The sequence below is a fragment of the Streptomyces sp. HPF1205 genome (assembly GCF_020400825.1).
In the GTDB taxonomy this organism is placed as follows: Bacteria; Actinomycetota; Actinomycetes; order Streptomycetales; family Streptomycetaceae; genus Actinacidiphila.
Genome location: NZ_JAINVH010000012.1, coordinates 19,269 through 37,137 on the forward strand (window position 1 = coordinate 19,269; position 17,869 = coordinate 37,137).

Annotated in this window: 14 protein-coding genes; 10 read left to right on the forward strand and 4 right to left on the reverse strand. The window is 74.5% G+C overall.

The annotated features are described in order from the left end of the window. The first annotated feature begins 48 nt into the window (after positions 1-48). From K7G61_RS15705 to K7G61_RS15715, 3 genes are all read left to right on the forward strand, one after another. A complete protein-coding gene (locus K7G61_RS15705; RefSeq protein WP_225847452.1) occupies positions 49-1,311 on the forward strand; it encodes an ROK family transcriptional regulator in 1,263 nt (420 codons plus the stop codon). Between the two features lie 29 nt (positions 1,312-1,340). Continuing rightward, on the forward strand, positions 1,341-2,447 hold the full coding sequence (locus K7G61_RS15710; protein ID WP_225847453.1) for a glycoside hydrolase family 15 protein: 1,107 nt from the start codon (positions 1,341-1,343) through the stop codon (positions 2,445-2,447). A gap of 479 nt (positions 2,448-2,926) precedes the next feature. Further along, on the forward strand, positions 2,927-5,113 hold the full coding sequence (locus tag K7G61_RS15715) for a SpoIIE family protein phosphatase (protein WP_225847454.1): 2,187 nt from the start codon (positions 2,927-2,929) through the stop codon (positions 5,111-5,113). Positions 5,114-5,301: 188 nt separating this feature from the next. On the opposite strand, the gene K7G61_RS15720 is transcribed toward K7G61_RS15715, so the two are convergent. The 3 genes from K7G61_RS15720 to K7G61_RS15730 form a co-directional block, all read right to left on the reverse strand. After that, on the reverse strand, positions 5,302-5,826 hold the full coding sequence (locus tag K7G61_RS15720; RefSeq protein ID WP_225847455.1) for a hypothetical protein: 525 nt from the start codon (positions 5,824-5,826) through the stop codon (positions 5,302-5,304). Continuing rightward, positions 5,823-6,179: a hypothetical protein gene (locus K7G61_RS15725; protein ID WP_225847456.1), complete on the reverse strand. Its 357-nt coding sequence runs from the start codon at positions 6,177-6,179 to the stop codon at positions 5,823-5,825. The genes K7G61_RS15720 and K7G61_RS15725 overlap by 4 nt, the downstream gene beginning before the upstream one ends. 350 nt (positions 6,180-6,529) lie before the next feature. Then, complete coding sequence (locus K7G61_RS15730) at positions 6,530-7,258, reverse strand: DUF1990 family protein (RefSeq protein WP_225847457.1); 729 nt, start codon at positions 7,256-7,258, stop codon at positions 6,530-6,532. A 65-nt stretch (positions 7,259-7,323) separates the two neighbouring features. On the opposite strand from K7G61_RS15730, the gene K7G61_RS15735 reads away from it, so the two are divergent. The 5 genes from K7G61_RS15735 (at position 7,324) to K7G61_RS15755 (ending at position 14,467) form a co-directional block, all read left to right on the forward strand. Continuing rightward, positions 7,324-7,572 (forward strand): hypothetical protein, encoded by a 249-nt coding sequence (locus K7G61_RS15735; RefSeq protein WP_225847458.1) that lies wholly within the window; start codon positions 7,324-7,326, stop codon positions 7,570-7,572. Between the two features lie 7 nt (positions 7,573-7,579). Then, complete coding sequence (locus K7G61_RS15740; RefSeq protein ID WP_225847459.1) at positions 7,580-8,302, forward strand: DUF1990 family protein; 723 nt, start codon at positions 7,580-7,582, stop codon at positions 8,300-8,302. A gap of 140 nt (positions 8,303-8,442) precedes the next feature. Then, positions 8,443-9,432, forward strand: a complete 990-nt coding sequence (locus K7G61_RS15745) for a hypothetical protein (protein ID WP_225847460.1) — start codon at positions 8,443-8,445, stop codon at positions 9,430-9,432. Between the two features lie 62 nt (positions 9,433-9,494). After that, entirely contained in the window at positions 9,495-11,345 is a 1,851-nt protein-coding gene (locus K7G61_RS15750) for an HSP90 family protein (RefSeq protein WP_225847461.1), read from the forward strand. A 2-nt stretch (positions 11,346-11,347) separates the two neighbouring features. Next, complete coding sequence (locus tag K7G61_RS15755; RefSeq protein ID WP_225847462.1) at positions 11,348-14,467, forward strand: hypothetical protein; 3,120 nt, start codon at positions 11,348-11,350, stop codon at positions 14,465-14,467. Positions 14,468-14,604: 137 nt separating this feature from the next. On the opposite strand, the gene K7G61_RS15760 is transcribed toward K7G61_RS15755, so the two are convergent. Further along, positions 14,605-15,351, reverse strand: coding sequence for a TetR/AcrR family transcriptional regulator (locus tag K7G61_RS15760; RefSeq protein WP_225847463.1), 747 nt, complete (start codon positions 15,349-15,351; stop codon positions 14,605-14,607). Positions 15,352-15,922: 571 nt separating this feature from the next. On the opposite strand from K7G61_RS15760, the gene K7G61_RS15765 reads away from it, so the two are divergent. Continuing rightward, positions 15,923-16,660, forward strand: coding sequence for an SDR family oxidoreductase (locus K7G61_RS15765; RefSeq protein WP_225847464.1), 738 nt, complete (start codon positions 15,923-15,925; stop codon positions 16,658-16,660). Positions 16,661-16,783: 123 nt separating this feature from the next. Further along, positions 16,784-17,683, forward strand: coding sequence for an SDR family oxidoreductase (locus K7G61_RS15770; protein WP_225847465.1), 900 nt, complete (start codon positions 16,784-16,786; stop codon positions 17,681-17,683). The last annotated feature ends 186 nt before the right edge of the window (positions 17,684-17,869 follow it).

Consider the following 17,869-nt stretch of genomic DNA (forward strand, 5'->3'; position numbering starts at 1 on the left):
GCCAGGGGGTTTCGGGCCCATGCCCGGGCTCGAAGGGGGGAGGGGTCAATGGCGGTGAACCGGAGGTTCGTCCTGCCGGGAGAGGCGGGCGCCGGCGGACAGGGCGGCCGGGCCGGCACCGACAGCACCCGTACGAGCGTTTTCGCGGCCATCCTGGCCGAAGGGAGCCTGTCGCGGGGCGATGTCGCCGACCTGCTCGGGGTCGCCCCCTCCACGGTCACCAAGGCGGTCACGCCACTGCTGGCCGACGGCTACCTGGAGGAGACCGACGCCGCCCGGACACCGGCGCCGAGCCTGGGCCGGCCCAGCAAGCGCCTGCGGGTCAACAAGGCGCGGCACGCCGCCATCGGCGTCAAGATCTGCCAGGACCGGCTGATAGGTGTGCTGACCAACCTGCGCACCGAGATCATGGACCACCGTCTCGTGCGACTCCCCGAGCACTCGCCCGGCGCCGTGCTGGACGCCGTATGCGAACTGGCCGCGACGCTGGCCGCCTCCGCCCCGGCCGACCCCGATCACGTGCTGGGCATCGGCGTCGGCCTCAGCGGCCACGTCGACGCCGAACAGCGCACCAGCCGCCATTCGGCGCTGCTGGGCTGGAACGACGTCGACGTCGCAGGCGAGGTCGGCCGCCGCACCGGCCTGCCCACCGTCGTCGGCAACGACGTCAACGCGCTCGTGGTCGGACAGCGGTGGTTCGGCCCGGCGCGGGACTGCGCCTCGTTCGCCGTGGTCACGGTCGGCGCCGGCATCGGGTGCGGGCTGTTCCTCAACGGCGGCCTCTACACCGGCACGTCCGGCATGGCGGGCGAGATCGGCCACGTCCCCGTACAGCCCGACGGGCCGGTCTGCAACTGCGGCAGGCGCGGCTGCCTCGAAGCCGTCGCCTCCTACGACGCGGTGCTGCGCGCGATCGAGGCGCGCGGCGGACCCCGCTGCCACGACATCGACGAGGCCATCGACCTGGCGCGCCGCGGGACCGGTCCGGACGCGGCAGCCGCAGCGGCGGCGTTCGCCGAGGCCGGCGGCGCGCTCGGCCGGGCCCTGGCGTGGCTCTACAACATGCTCAACCCCGAGAAACTGATCATCGCGGGCGAAGGGGTCAAGGCCCAGGCGCTGTTCCGGCCGAGCATGACCGAGGCCGTGCGCGCCCACACCTTCTCCACCGCTGCCCGCGACTGCGACGAGACCACCATCCTCATCGACGACACCGACTGGGCCCGCGGCGCGGCCTGCCTGGTCATCGACGCCGCGATCGGCGCACTGGAACTGGGCCCCCGGACACCGGGGGCACCGGCGGCCCGGCCATGAGGCCGCACGACAGGACGAAGGAGCCAACGTTGACGGTCCACCGGTCCCACCGGTCCCACCGGTCCTACGACGCCACCACCGCCGGCCTCGTCCGGCACAGCCTCGCCGTACTCCGCGACGGCCGGCACCCCTCCGGCGCCTACGTCGCCTGCCCGAACTACCCGACGTACCAGTACGCGTGGCTGCGCGACGGCTCCTTCTGCGCCTATGCCGCGGACCTTTGGGGCGAGCGCGAGGAAGCGGCCGCCTTCCACCGGTTCGTCGCCCGTACGGTGCTGCGCCATCTCGGCCGGGAGGCGGACTCCGGGCGGGCGGAGGCGGACCTGCGGCTGCCCACCCGCTACACCCTGACCGGGGAGTTCGAGCCGGCCGGCGCGCAGGCGTGGCCCAACTTCCAGCTCGACGGCTACGGGACCTGGCTGTGGGCCCTGCGCGACCACCGGGCGCGCGGCGGGGTGCTGGACGACGAGATCCTGCGGGCCGCCGGCCGCACCGCCGACTACCTCGACGCCACCTGCGCCCTGCCCTGCTACGACTGCTGGGAGGAGTACGGCGACCGGCGGCACACCTCCACGCTCGCCACGCTCGTCGCCGGGCTGGAAGCCGCCGCCGAACTGCTCGGCCGGCCCGCCCTGTCCGACCGGGCCGCGGGGCTGCGCGCGGAACTCGACTCCGCCGCACACCTGGGCGACGCCGGCTACATCAAACACGACGCGAGCGGCGGGGTCGACGCCAGCCTCCTGTGGCTGGCCCTTCCCTTCGGCGTGGTCGCCCCCGACGACCCGCGCATGACGGCGACGGCCGAGCGCATCGGCGCCGAACTGACGGGCCCCGGCGGGGGAATCCGGCGCTACCTCGGTGACGAGTTCTACGGCGGCGGGGAGTGGATCCTGCTCACCGCCTGGTGGGGCTGGTACCGCGCCGCCCTCGGCGACCGGGAGGGCGCGCTGCGAGCCGCGCGGTGGATCGAGGCCGCCGCCACGGAATCCGGTGACCTGCCGGAACAGCTGACCGCCACCCCGCAGTTCGCCGACCGGGTGGAACCCTGGACCCGCAGATGGGGGCCCGTGGCGACGCCCCTGCTGTGGTCCCACGCGATGTACCTGGTCCTGGCCGACGCCCTCGCGCGGCTCTGACCGGCCGCGAGCGGCCTGCGACCGGTCACAGGCCACCGGTCGCCGACCGGACGTATCCGATATTCCACGACTGTCCGACGGGAAGCCACAAGTGGGCGGCAACGACTCACGGCGATCCCCGGGTCCGCTTCCGGGGGCGCGCACCTTACTGATACTGCTCCTCTCCGTCCTCACCGGGATCACCGCGGGGGTGCTGGCCTGTCTGGGCGGCCAGCCCTGGTCGCTGTCGGTCCTGGCCGGCGGCGGCGCCTCGGCGGCCGCCGTCACCTTCTTCGACCGGTTCATCCCGACCGGCCGCTGAGGCCGGGCGCCGAACCGGGGGCCCGCGAGCCGCGCCGTGACCACGGGCCGGCCGCCGCTGCGCACCCACGTACCGGCGCGGGCCGGCCGCCGCGGTCACCGTCCCCGCGCGCCCTGCGGCCCTCCGGCATACTGAAGGCGCGGACACAAGGGATGAATCGAGCGCTGGACGGTCGCCGATGCCGGGCCACACAGCCGGGGGAACAGCCACGACCGGGGCCCGGCGGGTGCTCGACGGACTACTGCTCGAAACCATGCGGGGACTCGGCGCGCACGGCGCGGCCCTGTACCGGATGAAGCGGGACGAACGGCTGCTCGTCCTCGACACGGGGGCCGGTGTGCCGCCCCGGCTGGCCGCGCCCCTGGCCCGCCTGAGGGTACCGCCCGGGACCGGCCCGGACTCCTGCGGCGACCCGGTGGTCGACGCGGTGCGGAAACGGCGGCTGGTGTGGGTCGGCCCCGACCCGGAACTCGCCCGGCGCTACCCGAAGGCCGCGCTGGTCCTCCCGCACCGCTTCGCCCTGGCCGTCCAGCCCCTCCTCGCCGACGACACCGCGTGGGGCGCCCTGCTGCTCGTGTGGCCCGCCCGGCGCCCCTCACGGCTGAGCCCGGACGAGCGGGCCCGGATCGAGGCCGCGGGCGAGAGCCTGCTGTGGGTACTGCGGCAGGCGGACGCGAGCGGGGAGCCGCTGCCCCTGCCGGAACGGGCACACCTGCTGCTCACGCCCCCGAGCCCCGACCGGCCCCCTTCCGGCGGGCCGACGGCCACGGACGTGTGCGACCGCCTACCCCAGGCCACCTTCGCGCTGGACCCCGACGGGCGGATCACCTTCCTCGACCGGTCGGCCGCCGACATCATGGCCGGGAGTCCCGCGACCCTGCTGGGCCGCCGCCCCTGGGAAGCCGTGCCCTGGCTCGACGACCCGCTCCACGAGAACCGCTACCGCGAAGCCGTCTTCAGCCAGCAGCCGACATCCTTCACCGCCGTACGCCCCCGGGCCGGCGGCGAGGACACCCTGGTCTTCGAGCTGTTCCCCGACCCCTCCGGCATCACCGTCCGCGTCACGCCCCGCGGCGACGGGCCCGCCCGCGCGGCCGCCGGACCGCCCCGGGAGGCCACCCGCCCCGCCCCGCTCCGCCTGGAGACGCTCCACCACCTGCTGTACCTGGCCGGCAGCCTCAGCGAGGCCGTGGGCGTGCGGGACGTGATCGACCTGGTGACGGACCGCCTCCTGCCGGCCTTCGGGGCACAGGCCCTCGCCCTGTACGTACCCGAGGCGGGCCGGGTACGGGTGCTGAGCAACCGCGGCTTCCGCCAGGAACTCGTCGACCGGATCAACGGCTCCCCCCTCGACTGGCCCGCGCCCGGCGTCCTGGGGCTGACCACCGGCGAACCGTCCTTCTTCTCCTCCCGCGAGGAACTGGCCCGCTCCTACCCCGCCCGCGCCGCCGTCCGCGACGGCATGGCGGCATGGGCCTTCCTGCCGCTGATCGTGGCCGGCCGCCCGGTCGGCACCTGCGTACTCGGGTACGACGGCCCCCGCCCGTTCAGCGGCGAGGAGCGCGTGGTGCTCACCTCCTTCAGCGGCCTCGTGGCCCAGGTCCTGGACCGGGCACGGCTGTACGACGCGCGGCACCAGCTCGCGCACGCCCTCCAGGAGGGCCTCCTGCCCCACCGACTCCCCGCCGTGCCGGGCCTCCGGGCCGCCGCCCGCTACCTGCCCGCCGGCCACGGCATGGACATCGGCGGCGACTTCTACGACCTCATCCGCATCGGGAGCACCGACGTCGCCGCCGTCATCGGCGACGTCCAGGGCCACAACGTGACGGCCGCCGCCCACATGGGGCGGGTCCGGACCACCGTCCAGGCATACGCGGCCGCCGGCGCGCCGCCCGGCGAGGTCCTCACCCGTACCAACCGCCTTGTCACCGGCCTCGACACGGACCTCCTCACCAGTTGCCTGTACGTGCACCTCGACCTGGCCGGGCAGCGCGCCCACCTGGCCAGCGCCGGTCATCTGCCGCCCCTGCTGTGCCGCCCCGGGCGGTCCGCCGAGGTCATGGACATCACCCCGGGTCTGCTGCTCGGGGTGGATCCCGCGGCCACCTATCCGACCACCACGATCGCCCTGCCTCCGGGGGCGGTGCTCACCCTGTACACCGACGGGCTCATCGAGACGCCGGGCGCCGACATCGACGCGGCGACCACGGCGCTCGCCGCGGTCCTCGCCCGGCACGTCGGCGGCCGGGCACCGGACCTGGACCGCCTCGCCGACGAACTGATCTCCCACGCCCGCTCCTCGGGCACCCGCACGGACGACACCGCGCTGCTCCTGGTGCGCGCGGACGGGACGCGCGGACAGTGACGGCGAACCGGCGCGGGCAAGGAGTGCCCGCCGGCCCGCCGGTCCGCTCAGCCGGACAGGAACGACGAAGCGTCTCCGCGACCGGCACGGATGCCGGAACGCCGGAAGTTACGCCCCGACGCGGGCCGTGTGCTCCGCGACACCTCGTGCGCACCGCGACGCCGCGGGGTACGGCTGCCGCGGTCGGCTCACCGGCGTGCGGGTGCCGCTCCGGGCGCGACCCCGCACGCCGCCCCGGCCAGGGCGAGTGCCACGGCGTCCTCGGCCAGCGCGGCGGGCCAGTCGGGGCGGCCGTCGCGGGCGGCCAGGGCGCGCCAGCGGGCGCCGGCGAACGCAGCGCCGAGGGCCGCCACGGCGCCGACCGCGGCCGTCGCGGCGAGTGTCAGGGCCGGCGTGTTCCGGTCCGGCCGCCGTCCGTCGTGCGCGGCGCCGCGCGAGGCGAGCACGGTGGCCGCGAAACCGCCGGCGGCCATCCGCAGCCCCAGAGGCCCGGCACCCAGCCGGCTGGGGACGACGGGCCATTTGTCCGCCGCCAGTTCGGCCGCGGACAGCACCGCCGTGCCGACGGTGACCCGTGTCCCGCCCAGTGCCGCGGCGGGCCGCGACGTCTCGGCCGGGCCGACGGTCAGTGCCGCCGCGGCCACGCCCAGTTGGCTGCGGAGCCCCGACACCGCGCCGATCAGCGCGGCCGCGCTCAGCGCACGGGCGGTCACAGGGCATCCCTCCCCGGGTTCGCGACGGCGCCCCGGGCGATCAGCTCGTAGACGAAACGCCGGACCCCGGCCCAGCGGCCGGACCATGCGGCGGCCCGGACACGCGCCCGGTCCCACTCGGGCGGCGCCGAGGCCGCGGCGCAGCCGGCCGACGGCGCGGGCCACGCCCCGGCCGGCTCCACGCCGCCGCAATCGCCGTCCCGGCCGCGAACGCCGACACCGCCGTCTCGCGCCACGGCGTCCGCCAAGTGCTCCAGGGTTGCGAACGGCCGCCCGTCCGCCACCACGTCCGCGTACCCCGTCGCCGTCGAGGCGGTCGTGCCGCCCGCTCCGGCCGGCTTCCCGCTGGTCATCGTTCGCCTCATGCCCGGCGCATGCCCACCGCGGCGGACCCGACACCTGGCACCGACGGCGGCCCGGCCACGGGCCCCGACGGCGCCGTACGGACGCCTCCCGCCGACGGTGGCGTGGCGCTGTACGGACGCCTCCAAGGAGGGCGGGACCGGCGACGGTGAGGCGCGGCGGGGCCTGAGCCGCGGCGCTCCACCGGGGTGGGGCGCTCTGCCGAGCAGCGGACCGCGGGCGTCGCGCTCCACGACCCCGACGGCCGGATCCGGGCCGGCGCCTCGCGAGGCGCCCCGGCCCCGCACGGTCCGCGCCCTACCCGGTCCGCGCCCCCGTACCCGCGGACGTCACGGGTGCCTCAGGCCGCGGTGGACAGCGTCGGCCAGGTGTCCCGGTCGAGCCGCCGGGTGGCGATGTGCACCCCGTCCACCAGCCGGCCGTCGCAGGTCGCGACGACGGCGAGGCAGAACCGCACCCACATGTTGAGCTGGATCTCCTTGGCCAGGCGCAGGCGCGAGTAGAGCAGGTCCACCAGGCGACTGCCCGCGCGCGCCCACAGCTCGATCTCGAACACGAGCAGGCCGCCGTCCCGGCGGGCACGGAAATGCACCTGACCGGCCTCCATGTGGCCGCGCAGGGTCGCCAGGTGCAGCGAGGTGGCGTCGCGGTGGACGACCCTGACCGGCCCGTTCCACGGTCCCGGCACCTCCACCAGGAATTCGTCCCCCACCTCCACGCCCGCGGCGCCGAGCTCGCCGGTACGGATGTCGACCACCTCCAGGGGCACGAAATGCCGGAAGTCACGGCAGACCCGGTCGATGAGCCGGACGGGGTCGAGGCCCGACGCGGCGACACGTACCCGGAAGCGGCGGTGGAACAAGGGCCCGTAGCCGTCGTCCGGCAGCTGCAGCCGCTCGTCCGCCGTGCCGGGGGGCAGCCGCGGCGGCAGGTCCGCCTCGTCACCCGGGCGCTCACCGCCGCGGTGCAGGGGAGTGGTCTCCCACAGGTACCGCCAGGAGACCAGCACGCTGCCCAGCAGCCACCGCGCCACCACCGCGAGCGCCCGCGGCCGATGCGATCGCGACACGTCCATATGCCTTCACATGAGTAGATCGACATAAAAGGGTATGAATCTGTGTATATCAGTTCATGATGCTGTTGACGCGGAACGACGATCAGGGAGGCACCGTGGTGGTCCGGCTGCTGCGGCTCGCGGGTGTGCGGGGCGCTTACCTGCACCTCGGCTCGCTCGGCGCGATCGCCCTGTGCCTGACGCTGTGGGTGCGCGCCAAGACCGTCGACCAGGAGCAGCGGGGCAACGCCGAGCGGCGCGCGCTGTTCGTCGGCCTGTGGCCCCCCACGATGTGGCTCATCGGCGACTCGATCGAGAAGCGCGGGTGAAGCGCGGGTGAGCCACGGGGCCTTCGGGCGGCTCGACGCCGTACGCCTCTGGAGGGACCTCGCCGACGCGCCCGTCAACTACAGCGTCGGCGAGGTGCGCCGCCCGGCCTGGACCATCGACACCCACCGCGCCGCACTGCCGGCCGAGCGCCCCGGCCCGCCGCAGCCGGGAGGATGCTGGGAACGCGCCTGCTCGCTCGTCCGCGACTACGAGTTCTCGCCACCGGAGATCGTCCGCGCGCTGTACGACCCGGCCGCCCCGCTCCTCGGCCGCGACATGCTGCTGCAGGGCCGCTTCCACGGCATGCACTTCTACTGCGGGGTGCGCGTCACCGAGGTCGTCGACGAGGTGCGGGACAACGGGGACCGCGTGTGGGGATGGGCCTACCAGACCCTGCAGGGCCATCTGGAGCGCGGCAAGGTCACCTACGAAGTGGTCAAACGCCAGAGCACCGGCGAGGTCGCGTTCGTCGTCTCCAGCCACGCGCAGGGCGCCCCCACCCTGGACCGCTTCACCTTCCTCGGCTGGCGCCTGTTCGGCCGCCGCACACAACTGCGGTTCTACCGCCGCTGCCGGCAGCGCCTGCGCGACTTCGTCGAGGCCGCGCTGCGCGGCGACCCCCGCCCGCCGGGCCCCGCCGAGCGGCTCGGCCCGCTGGTGTGGGCGCCCTCGGACGCCAGGACCCACCGCCGGGACGCCCTCGCGATCCGCCGGATCGCCCCCGGCTGATTCCCCGGCTGATCCCCCGTACGATCCGGCCCCCGCAGTGTGACGGGGCGTGAGTCGCCGGTGAAAACCTCGTGGCAGCGGTGTCGGTGGTACGGCATATCCTGCACCCGACGATCACGCGGTACCAGGGGAGGGGCGTCATGCTCGGCAGGCTGTTCGGCAGGGACGGCGGGAGGAGACCGGAGGCGGATCCGCACGCCCTTCCGGTCCCGCGCAGGCAGAAGAACGGGATGTACACGCTGCGCGCGCTGGGGGACACGCGGGTGCTCGCGCTGACCGACGCGGTGCGTGCGAACGACTGGGCGGCTTTCAAGGCGGCGCTGGCGCCCTTCGACCTCGGCCGCGACCACCACGTCCTCAGCGAACTGGCGGACCTGGGCGGCGTGCAGAACTGGATCGTCGACGCCGCCAAGGACGACGAGGAGCACCGGGCCACGGCCCTGCTGGTGTCCGGCGCGCGCTACATCGAGTGGGGATGGGAGGCGCGCACCGGCGCGTACGCCAAGAACGTCACGCGGGAGCAGTGGCGGCTCTTCCACGAGCGGCTGGACATCGCCGAGGAGCAGTTGCTCGAAGCCGCCGAGCTGCGGCCGCGGTGGGTCACACCATGGCGCCGCCTGCTCACCTCCGGCCGCGGCATGTCCCTGGGACCGGTCGTCAACGAGACGCGGCGCGACGCCGCCCTGCGCCGGGACCCACTGGACCTGGCGACCCACGTGGAGTGGGTGTCGTACCTCCAGCCGCGGTGGAGCGGAAAGCCCGGCCAGGCCCTGGCCTTCGCCCGCGACGCCTTCGCCCGCGCCCCGCAGGGCCACGGCCTCGGCTGCGTCATCGCCGCCGCCCACATCGAGGAGTGGGTCGAGTCCGACCGGGGGGACAGCCTGAAGAACCCGCGCGTACAGGCCGAGTTGCGGGAGGCGGCCGAACACAGCATCCTCCACCCGGACTACGTGCGCGCCCCGGGCTGGCAGCGCGACTTCAACCTGTTCGCCATGGCCCTGTCGCTCGCGGGAGAGCGCAGGACGGCCCGGCGCGTCTTCCAGGCACTGGACGGTGCCTTCACCAGAGGGCCCTGGCGCTACTTCGCCCAGCCGGAAGAACAGTTCCTCCGCTTCCAAGCCCGCGCCTGAGCGCGCGCCCGTCCCGGCCCGCCGGCTGTCGCCAGCCGCCCTTCCCAACCCCGGACTGCCCGATGACTTCGCACGACAACGCCGCCGACCTCCCCGGCGCCGCCGACCGCACCTTCCAGGTGGACCTGCGCGGCCTGGTCGACCTGCTGTCCCACCACCTCTACTCCAGCCCCCGCGTCTACCTGCGCGAACTCCTGCAGAACGCCGTGGACGCGCTCACTGCCCGGCACGCCCTCGAACCGGCCGCCGCCACCGCCGCCTTCGGCATCCGCCTGTACGCCGACGGCTCGGTCGTACGCGTCGAGGACGACGGCATCGGCCTGACCGAGGCCGACGTGCACACCTTCCTCGCCACCATCGGCCGCAGCAGCAAGCGCGCCGAGCGGATCGCCGAGCAACGCGCGGACTTCATCGGCCAGTTCGGCATCGGCCTGCTGTCCTGCTTCCTGGTCGCCGACGAGATCCACGTCCTCAGCCGCAGCGCCCGCACTCCCGACGCGCCCGCGGTGGAATGGCGCGGACGCGGCGACGGCAGCTACACCGTCCGCACCCTGCCCGCCTCCGCCCACCCCCGGGCCGGCACCACGGTCAGCCTGACACCGCGCGCCGACGCCGGCGAGTGGACCCGGCCGGCCCAGGTCCACGCGCTGGCCCGGCACTTCGGCTCCCTGCTGCGCCACCCGGTGACGTTCGACGACGGTACGCGCGGCCCGGCCGCCCGCGTCAACCCCGAGCCCGCGCCCTGGGCCGTCGGCCACCCCACGCCGGGCGCCCGCTCCCGCGCGCTGGCCGCCTACGGCGAGGAGGTCTTCGGCTTCACGCCTCTGGACACCATCGAGCTCGACCTGCCGGCCGTGGGCCTGCGAGGCATCGCCTGCGTCCTGCCCGACACGGTTCCCCCCGGACGCCGCCACGGCCACCGCGTGCACGTCAAAGGCATGCTGCTGTCCGAACAGGCCGAGGAGATCCTCCCGGACTGGGCGTTCTTCGTCCGCTGCGTCGTCGACGCCGAGAGCCTCCGTCCGACCGCCTCGCGCGAGGCGCTGTACGAGGACGACACCCTCGCCGCCGTCCGCGACGCCCTCGCCGAGCGTCTGCGCGGCTGGATGTCCCGCGCCGCCGCCAGCGACCCGGACCTGCTGGCCCGCTTCCTGCAGGCCCACCACCTGGCGGTGAAGTCGCTCGCGGTGCACGACGACGAGATCCTGCGGATGCTGCTGCCGTGGCTGCCCTTCGAGACCACCGACGGGCACACCACCCTTGACGAGTTCGCGCGCACCCACCGCACCGTGCTGGTGACGTCGAGCGTGGAGGAGTTCCGGCAGGTCGCCGCGATCGCCTCGGCCGCAGGACTCGGCGTCGTCAACGGCGGCTACACCTACGACCGGCAACTCGTCCACCGGCTGCCCGAGGTCAGGCCGCAGACCACCGTCGCCGACCTCGACCCCGCGACCCTCACCGCCCACCTCGACCCCGTCGACCGGGAGACGGAACTGGCCGCGGCCGCCTACCTGGCCATGGCCCGCGACGCCCTCGCCGTCTTCGACTGCGACGTCGCCCTGCGCACGTTCCAGCCCGCCTCCGCCCCGGCGCTGCTCGTCGACAGCCGGGAGGCCCGCCACGAGCGCACCCGCTCCCAGCTCGCCCGCGAGCAGGAGGGCGGCCTGTGGGGCGACATCCTCGGCGCGCTGCGCCAGGAGGCGCCACGCGCCCAGCTGATCCTCAACCAGCTCAACCCGCTGGTCCGCACCGCCGTCGCCATCGACGAGCCCGAGCTGGCCCGTACCAGCGCCGAAGCCCTCTACGGGCAGGCCGCGATGCTGTCCCGGCGCCCGCTGCGGCCCGCCGAGTCGAGCCTGATCAACCGCTCCTTCCTCGACCTTCTCGCCCACGCCCTGCGCAAGGACCGCTGACGATGCCGACCGCACTCCAGACCACAGACGAGCTGTACCAGGCGCTGAGCGACAACGACCAGCGCCCCTTCGGCCGTGCCCGCACCGTCGCCGCGGAGGAACTCCTGGAGGCCGCCGAGCAGTTCGACGAGCCGGCCGCGCTGGTCCGGGCCCTCCTCGAACTGCAGAAGGCCTATACCTACGGGTCCGAGCCCCGCAAATCGCCCGTCGTGTTCGCCCGCCTGCTGAGCCTCTTCGACGAGCGGCCCGACGTCTTCGACGAGAGCCTGCGGCACCAGGTGTTCTGGCGCTTCAAGTGGGTCGCCAACGCCCTGCGCCAGCTGCCCGAGATGCCGCTGGAGAACATCCAGCGGTGGCTGACGCAGATGCGCGAGCGCTACGAGGAGGCCGGCCTGGGCCTGCAGCCCTACTACGGGCAGGCCTACCAGCTCGCCGCCCACGTCGGCGACGACTGCGCCCTGGCCTACGAGTTGTGGGCGGCCCGCAGCCGCACCCCGCTCAGCGACTGCGAGGCCTGCGAGATCTGCGAGCGCGCCCTGTACCACCTCACCGCCGGCGACGACGAGCGGGCGCTGGAGAGCTGGGAGCCGGTCCTGGCGGGGAAGGCGTCGTGCCGGGAGGAGCCGGCCCGTTCCATCTCCCACGCCCTGCTGCCCCTCCTCCGCACCGGCAGCGCCGACCGGGCCCGCGAACTGCACCTGACCGGATACCGCGGCTGCCGCCGCGACCCCTCGATGTCCGGGGAGGTGGGCCGGCACCTGGAGTTCTGCGCGCTGACCGGCAACGAGGCCCGCGGGCTGGAACTGCTCGCCGAGAACCGCGGCCTTTTCGACGAGGTCGAGTCCCCGCTGGACATGTTCGACTTCCTGACCGGCGTCGAGGTCCTGCTCCAGCGCGTCGAGGCGCTCGGCCACGGCGACCTGCCCGCCGCCGGATACGCCGGCCGCGCCTGGTCGGTCGCCGGCCTGCGCGCCGAGGTGCGGCGCAACGCCGACGACCTGGCCGCCCGCTTCGACGCCCGCAACAAGACCACGGCCCACACCGACCGGCGCAGGGCCCGACTGGAGCGCGCCCCGCTGCTGGAGGCGCTGGAGCTCACCCTGCGCACCCGTACCCTGCAGGACGTGGTCCCCGCCGCCCCGGCGGTCCCGGCCGCCGGTTCCGCCCCGCGTGAGGCCGCCGCGGTCCCCGAGGCCCTGCCCGAACTCATCCTGCGGGCACGCGCCCTGGAAGAACAGGCGCACCCGGACGCCGACGCGTACTGGGCCCGGCTGCGCGCCCTGCTCGCCGCCCCGGACTACGCCCACCCCGACGACCCGGCCGTGGGCCCGCTCGCACGGCTGCGCGCGGACCTGCTGGCCGACGAGGCGAGCCGGGCGCACACGAAGGAGGAGTACGCCGCCGCGGCCGCCCTCTACACGCAGGCCGCGTACCTGTACGACGAGGCGGCAGAGCGGGGAGCAGCCGCGCTCGCCCGCGGCTGCGCGCTGCTGGCCGAGGCGGAGAAGCCCGCGGAGCGGGACGGCGGGGCCGAGGGAGAGCGACGGGCACCGGCCGCCGGGGCGGAAGCTCCCGAGGGCCGGGTCCCCGAGGCGCAGGTCCCCGCGGACCGGGCCCCGGAGGCGCAGTCCCCCGAAGCGCAGTCCCCCGAAGCGCAGGCCGCGGGAGCGGGGGCCGCCGACGCCCAGGCGGCACAAGCGCAGGCCGCGCAAGCCAGGGCCGCCGCGCTGACTGGCGCCCACGCCGCGGTGGTCCGCCTGCAGCAGGACACGCCGGACCTCGCCCCGTACCAGGAGGCCCGCCTGCTGCGGCTGCGGGCGACGGCGCTCGGCCTGCGGCTCCAGACGGTCCGCAGCGAGGAACACGCCGCCCCGGCGTTCGCCGAGGTGGACCTGCTGGAGGAGTTCGCCACCCGGCACGGCGTCGTCAGCCAGATCTCCGGCGCCCGGCTGCTGCGGGCCACGACGTACGCCGTCGTCGGCGACCTGCCCGCCGCGCGGACCGAGATCGACGGCCTCCTCGGCAGGCTCAAGGAACACGGCCCCGCCTGGCACCTGCCCCGCGCGCTCGGACTGCGCGGCCGGCTCCAGCTCGGCCTGGGCGACGCGCCGGCCGGGCACGCCGATCTGACCGAGGCCCTGCGGCTGGCCGCCGACTGGCCCTCCGAGACGTCGTATACCTCCCGCCTCCACGCCGACCTGGCGGAGGCGTGCATGCGTCTGGGCCGTCCCGAGGAGGCGCTGCGGCACCTGACGCGCTCGGCGGAGCTCGACTTCCGCGAGGGCAGCCGCGTCGAGGCGTTCTGCACCTACAGCAACGCCGCCCAGCTCAGCCTCGACCTGGGCCGCGTCGAGGACAGCATCGCCCTGCTGGACTCCCTGCTGGCCGAACCGGACGCGGCCGCAGGGGACGTGGACGACCGGCTTGTGGCCCAGCTGCGCCTGACCCGCGCCCGAGCGCTGCACGCGGGGGAGGACCTCAAGGCCGCCACGGCGGAGTTCGTCGCGCTCGCCGCCGAGTCGGCGGGCTGGGACGACGACCCGGGCAGCCACGCCATGATCGCCGCCGAGACGGCGGTGCTCCTGGGCGAGGCCGGCGAGTTCGGCCGGGCCCGCGAGGCCGTGGACCAGGCCCTGGCCGCGCACACGCGGGCTCCCCGCTACGAGCAGATCAGCAACTGCCTGCGCGAACTCGCCCGCCTCCAGGCCGAGCATGAGGGTTCCGACGGCCTCGCCGGGGCCCTCACCTTCCTCGACGACGCCGGCCGGGTCGCCGACGAGGCCCGCGCGGCCGGCGTCGAGGCGCGCGGCCGGTCCCTGGACACCGCTTTGGCGTACGAGCACGGCCGGGTCAACGCGTACGCCGGTGCCTACGAGGACGCCCTGGCCGCGCTGGACAAGGCCCTCGGCCTGCTCGGCGAGCCGGGGCCGCAGGACGAGCGCGTCACCGAGTGGGCCGAGTGCGTCCGCCTGGCCGGCGTCGTGGAGGGCCTCTACCTCAAGCGCGCCGCGCCCGCCCTTTCCCGGCTCGACGCGGCGGTCACCCGCCTGGCCGCCATGGGCCGCACCGAGGAGGCCAAGCCGCTCACCTCGGTGGCGAGCCGGCTGCGCGACCAGAAGTAGCGGCGCGCCCCACCGCTCCGGGGCGGCCCCCTACCCGGGGCCGCCCCTCGCGCGTCCGGCCCGCCTACTCGTCCACCGCCCGCGCGTCCGGCCCCGTAACCGGCCCGACCTGGTCCCGGCCGGCAGGGCCTTGGCCGTCAGCGCCAGGGTTCGCCGGAAGCGAGGCGGGTCAGCCATTCCATGAGAAGCAGGTGCTCGCCCGGGGTGAGGGCGAGCCTGTCCCCGGCCTCGTCCAGCAGTGCCTTCAAGGCCACGGCGTGCCGGGCACCGCGGGCGGCCCGGGAGTCCTCGGCCCGCCCGCCGGGCTCCGCCGGCGTGACCAGGGCGGCCAGCACGGCTTCTCGGGTGTTCCGCGACAGATCCTCGTATTCGGCGAGTCGGCCGGCCTCCTGGGCCCCGATCAGCGTGACGGTCACGCCGATGCCGGTGGCGTGGATCATCTCCGCCGCCGCGGCCACGCCCATGCGCAGCCGGCCTGCCTCGGCGACCCGGGTCACCAGCCGCAGCAGGACTTCGTAGGCCTCGCTCATCGCAGCGGCGTTCCCGCCGGGGCGATGCTCGGTGTACAGGAGCCGGTACACGGCCGGGTTGGCGAGGCCGAAGGCCACGTGCAGGTCCCAGCCCCGGCGCAGTTGCTCCAGCGGGTCATCGCCGGCCAGGTTGGCATGCTTCTCGGCGAGATAGGCGGTGAGGCCGTGCCGGGCCACCTCGTCGAGCAGGCCCTGCATGTCGCCGAACTGCCGGTAGATCGTCTGTGCCTGGACTCCTGCGGCAGCGCTGACGGAGCGGGTGGAGACCGCCTCCCGTCCACCCTCGGCCAGCAGGTCGGCCGCTGCCCGCAGGATGCGGTCGCGCGGCTGCGGGGTCGTGTCGGTCACTGTCATGCAATCAATGCTAACGCTTAGATGTGATCGGCATAGTGTTATCGATGATGCCTAAAATATGTGAGCGATGATCCGGTCTCGGCGGGGTGACGCGTCATCACGGTCAAGAGAAACGAGAGCTGGTCGTCGGCCGCCGGGAGGCCGCCTCAGGCGGCATCGAGCCAGCTCTGGGTGCCCGCCGCGGCGGGAACGCCACCCGGCGGGAACGCCCAGGATCGCGAGCCGTCGAGCCGGACGCGGTGGCCCCGGGTCGCCGCCGCCGCGGCGTGTGCCCTCGTCATCGCCGACCTGGCTCACGTCCCCACCGGTCGGTCACATGGCGTACGGGAAGCCCGTAAAGCGGCCGGTCGGGGTCAGGGCGGACCTCGAAAGCGGTGCGGGGCAGGAGCTCGTTGTGCGGAGGGTCACCGGCCCTCACTCCCCGCCCGCTCGACGTTGTTATCAACGCTCACGTCAATCTGTTGTCGACGATCGCATGCCGTGTTATCGTCGATAACGTCAAAGCGTCAACAGTGATGACGGCCCGCCGCTAGCGGGCGGCGCCGTCACATCGAATGAAGGACTGGTCACCATGACGGACACCAACACCCGCGTCGCGCTGGTCACCGGCGGCACCGGCGGCATCGGCCTCGCCGTCACCCACCGCCTGGCCAAGGACGGCTACGCCGTCGCCGTGCACTACGCGGGCAACAAGGCCAAGGCGGACGAAGCGGTGGCGGCCATCACGGCCCAGGGCGGCAAGGCCATCGCCGTTCGCGGCGACGTGGCCGACGAGGAGGCCATGGCCGCGGCCTTCGACGCCACCGAGTCGGAGTTCGGCGGCATCGACGTCGTGGTCAACACGGCGGGCATCATGCTCCTGTCGCCCATCGCCACGCTCGATCTGGACGACCTGGACCGCATGCACCGCACCAACATCCGCGGCACCTTCGTCGTCTCCCAGCAGGCGGCCCGGCGGCTGCGTCGCGGCGGCGCCCTGATCAACCTGTCCTCGTCGCTCACCCGGCTCCAGTTCCCCACCTACGGGGCCTACGCCGCGAGCAAGGGCGCCGTCGAGGCGATGACCCTGGTGCTCGCCCGCGAGATGCGCGGCAAAGACATCACCGTCAACGCGGTCGCGCCCGGCCCCACCGCCACCCCGCTGTTCCTCGAGGGCAAGGACCAGGCCGCGCTCGACAACCTCGCGAAGGCGGCCCCGCTGGAGCGCATCGGCACACCTGAGGACATCACCGAGACCATCGCCTTCCTGGCCGGCCCGGCGCGGTGGATCAACGGCCAGACCGTCTACGCCAACGGCGGCATCGTCTGACCTCCGTCCCACGCCCGACGGGCGGCATACGCGGCCGGCCCCCGGCCCCCGGCCCGAGCGGTCCCACCCCTCATCCGCAGTCATCCCCCCAGCAACCTGCCTTCGCGAACCAGGAGTTACCCCATGAGCAACATCGTCGTCATCACTGGCGCATCCAGCGGCTTCGGCGCCCTGACCGCCCGCGCCCTCGCGGACACCGGCAACACCGTCTACGCCGGCATGCGCGAGACCTCCGGCCGCAACGCGCCGCAGGTACAGGCCGCCGCCGACTACGCCAAGGAGCACGGAGTCGACCTGCGCTCCATCGAACTGGACGTCAACTCCGACGACTCCGTCGACTCGGCGATCAAGCAGGTGATCGAGGAGCACGGCCGTATCGACGTCGTGATCCACAACGCCGGTCACATGGTCACCGGGCCCGCCGAGGCCTTCACCCCCGAGCAGTTCGCCGAGCTCTACGACATCAACGTGCTCTCCACGCAGCGGGTCAACCGCGTCGTGCTTCCGCATCTGCGCGAGGCCGGCCGCGGCCTGGTCGTCTGGGTCTCCAGCTCCAGTGTCAAGGGCGGCACCCCGCCGTACCTGGCCCCGTACTTCGCGGCCAAGGCCGCGATGGACTCCCTCGCGGTCAGCTACGCCGGTGAGCTGGCCCGCTGGGGTGTGGAGACCTCGATCGTGGTGCCCGGCTCCTTCACCAGCGGCACCAACCACTTCGCCCACTCCGGTCACCCGGCCGACGGCGCCGTCGAGGCGGAGTACGAGACCAAGTACCCGGGCCTGCTCCAGCAGGTCTCCCAGAAGCTCGCCGCGCTCGCCCCGCAGGGCGCGGAGGCCTCGCTGGTCTCCGACGAGATCGCCCGCATCGTGGCTCTGCCCGAGGGCGAGCGCCCCTACCGCGTGCACATCGACCCGGCGAACGACGGCTCCGAGGAGGTCTCGAAGGTCGCCGACCGGATCCGCCGCGAGTTCCTCACCCGCATCGACCTGGCGGACCTACTGACCGCGCACCCGGCAGGCAAGTGACGGGGCGCGCCATCGGGCGAGGGGCCGACCCGCCGGTCGGCCCCTCGCCCGTTCGCCGGCACGGCCTGAGCCTCGCTGCCGATGTCACGTCCCGGCCGCGGTCCGCTCACCGGTGCCGGCGTGTCAGGTCCGCGGCTCCTGGGCCCCCGCGCCGGGCCCGGTGGCATGCGGCACGGGCCGGCAGGA

Coding starts and splice junctions, on each gene's coding strand:
- K7G61_RS15770 (WP_225847465.1), top strand. CDS start 16,784: ATGAGCAACATCGTCGTCATCACTGGCGCATCCAGCGGCTTCGGCGCC.
- K7G61_RS15715 (WP_225847454.1), top strand. CDS start 2,927: ATGCCGGGCCACACAGCCGGGGGAACAGCCACGACCGGGGCCCGGCGG.
- K7G61_RS15745 (WP_225847460.1), top strand. CDS start 8,443: ATGCTCGGCAGGCTGTTCGGCAGGGACGGCGGGAGGAGACCGGAGGCG.
- K7G61_RS15735 (WP_225847458.1), top strand. CDS start 7,324: ATGCTGTTGACGCGGAACGACGATCAGGGAGGCACCGTGGTGGTCCGG.
- K7G61_RS15725 (WP_225847456.1), bottom strand. CDS start 6,179: ATGACCAGCGGGAAGCCGGCCGGAGCGGGCGGCACGACCGCCTCGACG.
- K7G61_RS15705 (WP_225847452.1), top strand. CDS start 49: ATGGCGGTGAACCGGAGGTTCGTCCTGCCGGGAGAGGCGGGCGCCGGC.
- K7G61_RS15760 (WP_225847463.1), bottom strand. CDS start 15,351: ATGACAGTGACCGACACGACCCCGCAGCCGCGCGACCGCATCCTGCGG.
- K7G61_RS15755 (WP_225847462.1), top strand. CDS start 11,348: ATGCCGACCGCACTCCAGACCACAGACGAGCTGTACCAGGCGCTGAGC.
- K7G61_RS15750 (WP_225847461.1), top strand. CDS start 9,495: ATGACTTCGCACGACAACGCCGCCGACCTCCCCGGCGCCGCCGACCGC.
- K7G61_RS15765 (WP_225847464.1), top strand. CDS start 15,923: ATGACGGACACCAACACCCGCGTCGCGCTGGTCACCGGCGGCACCGGC.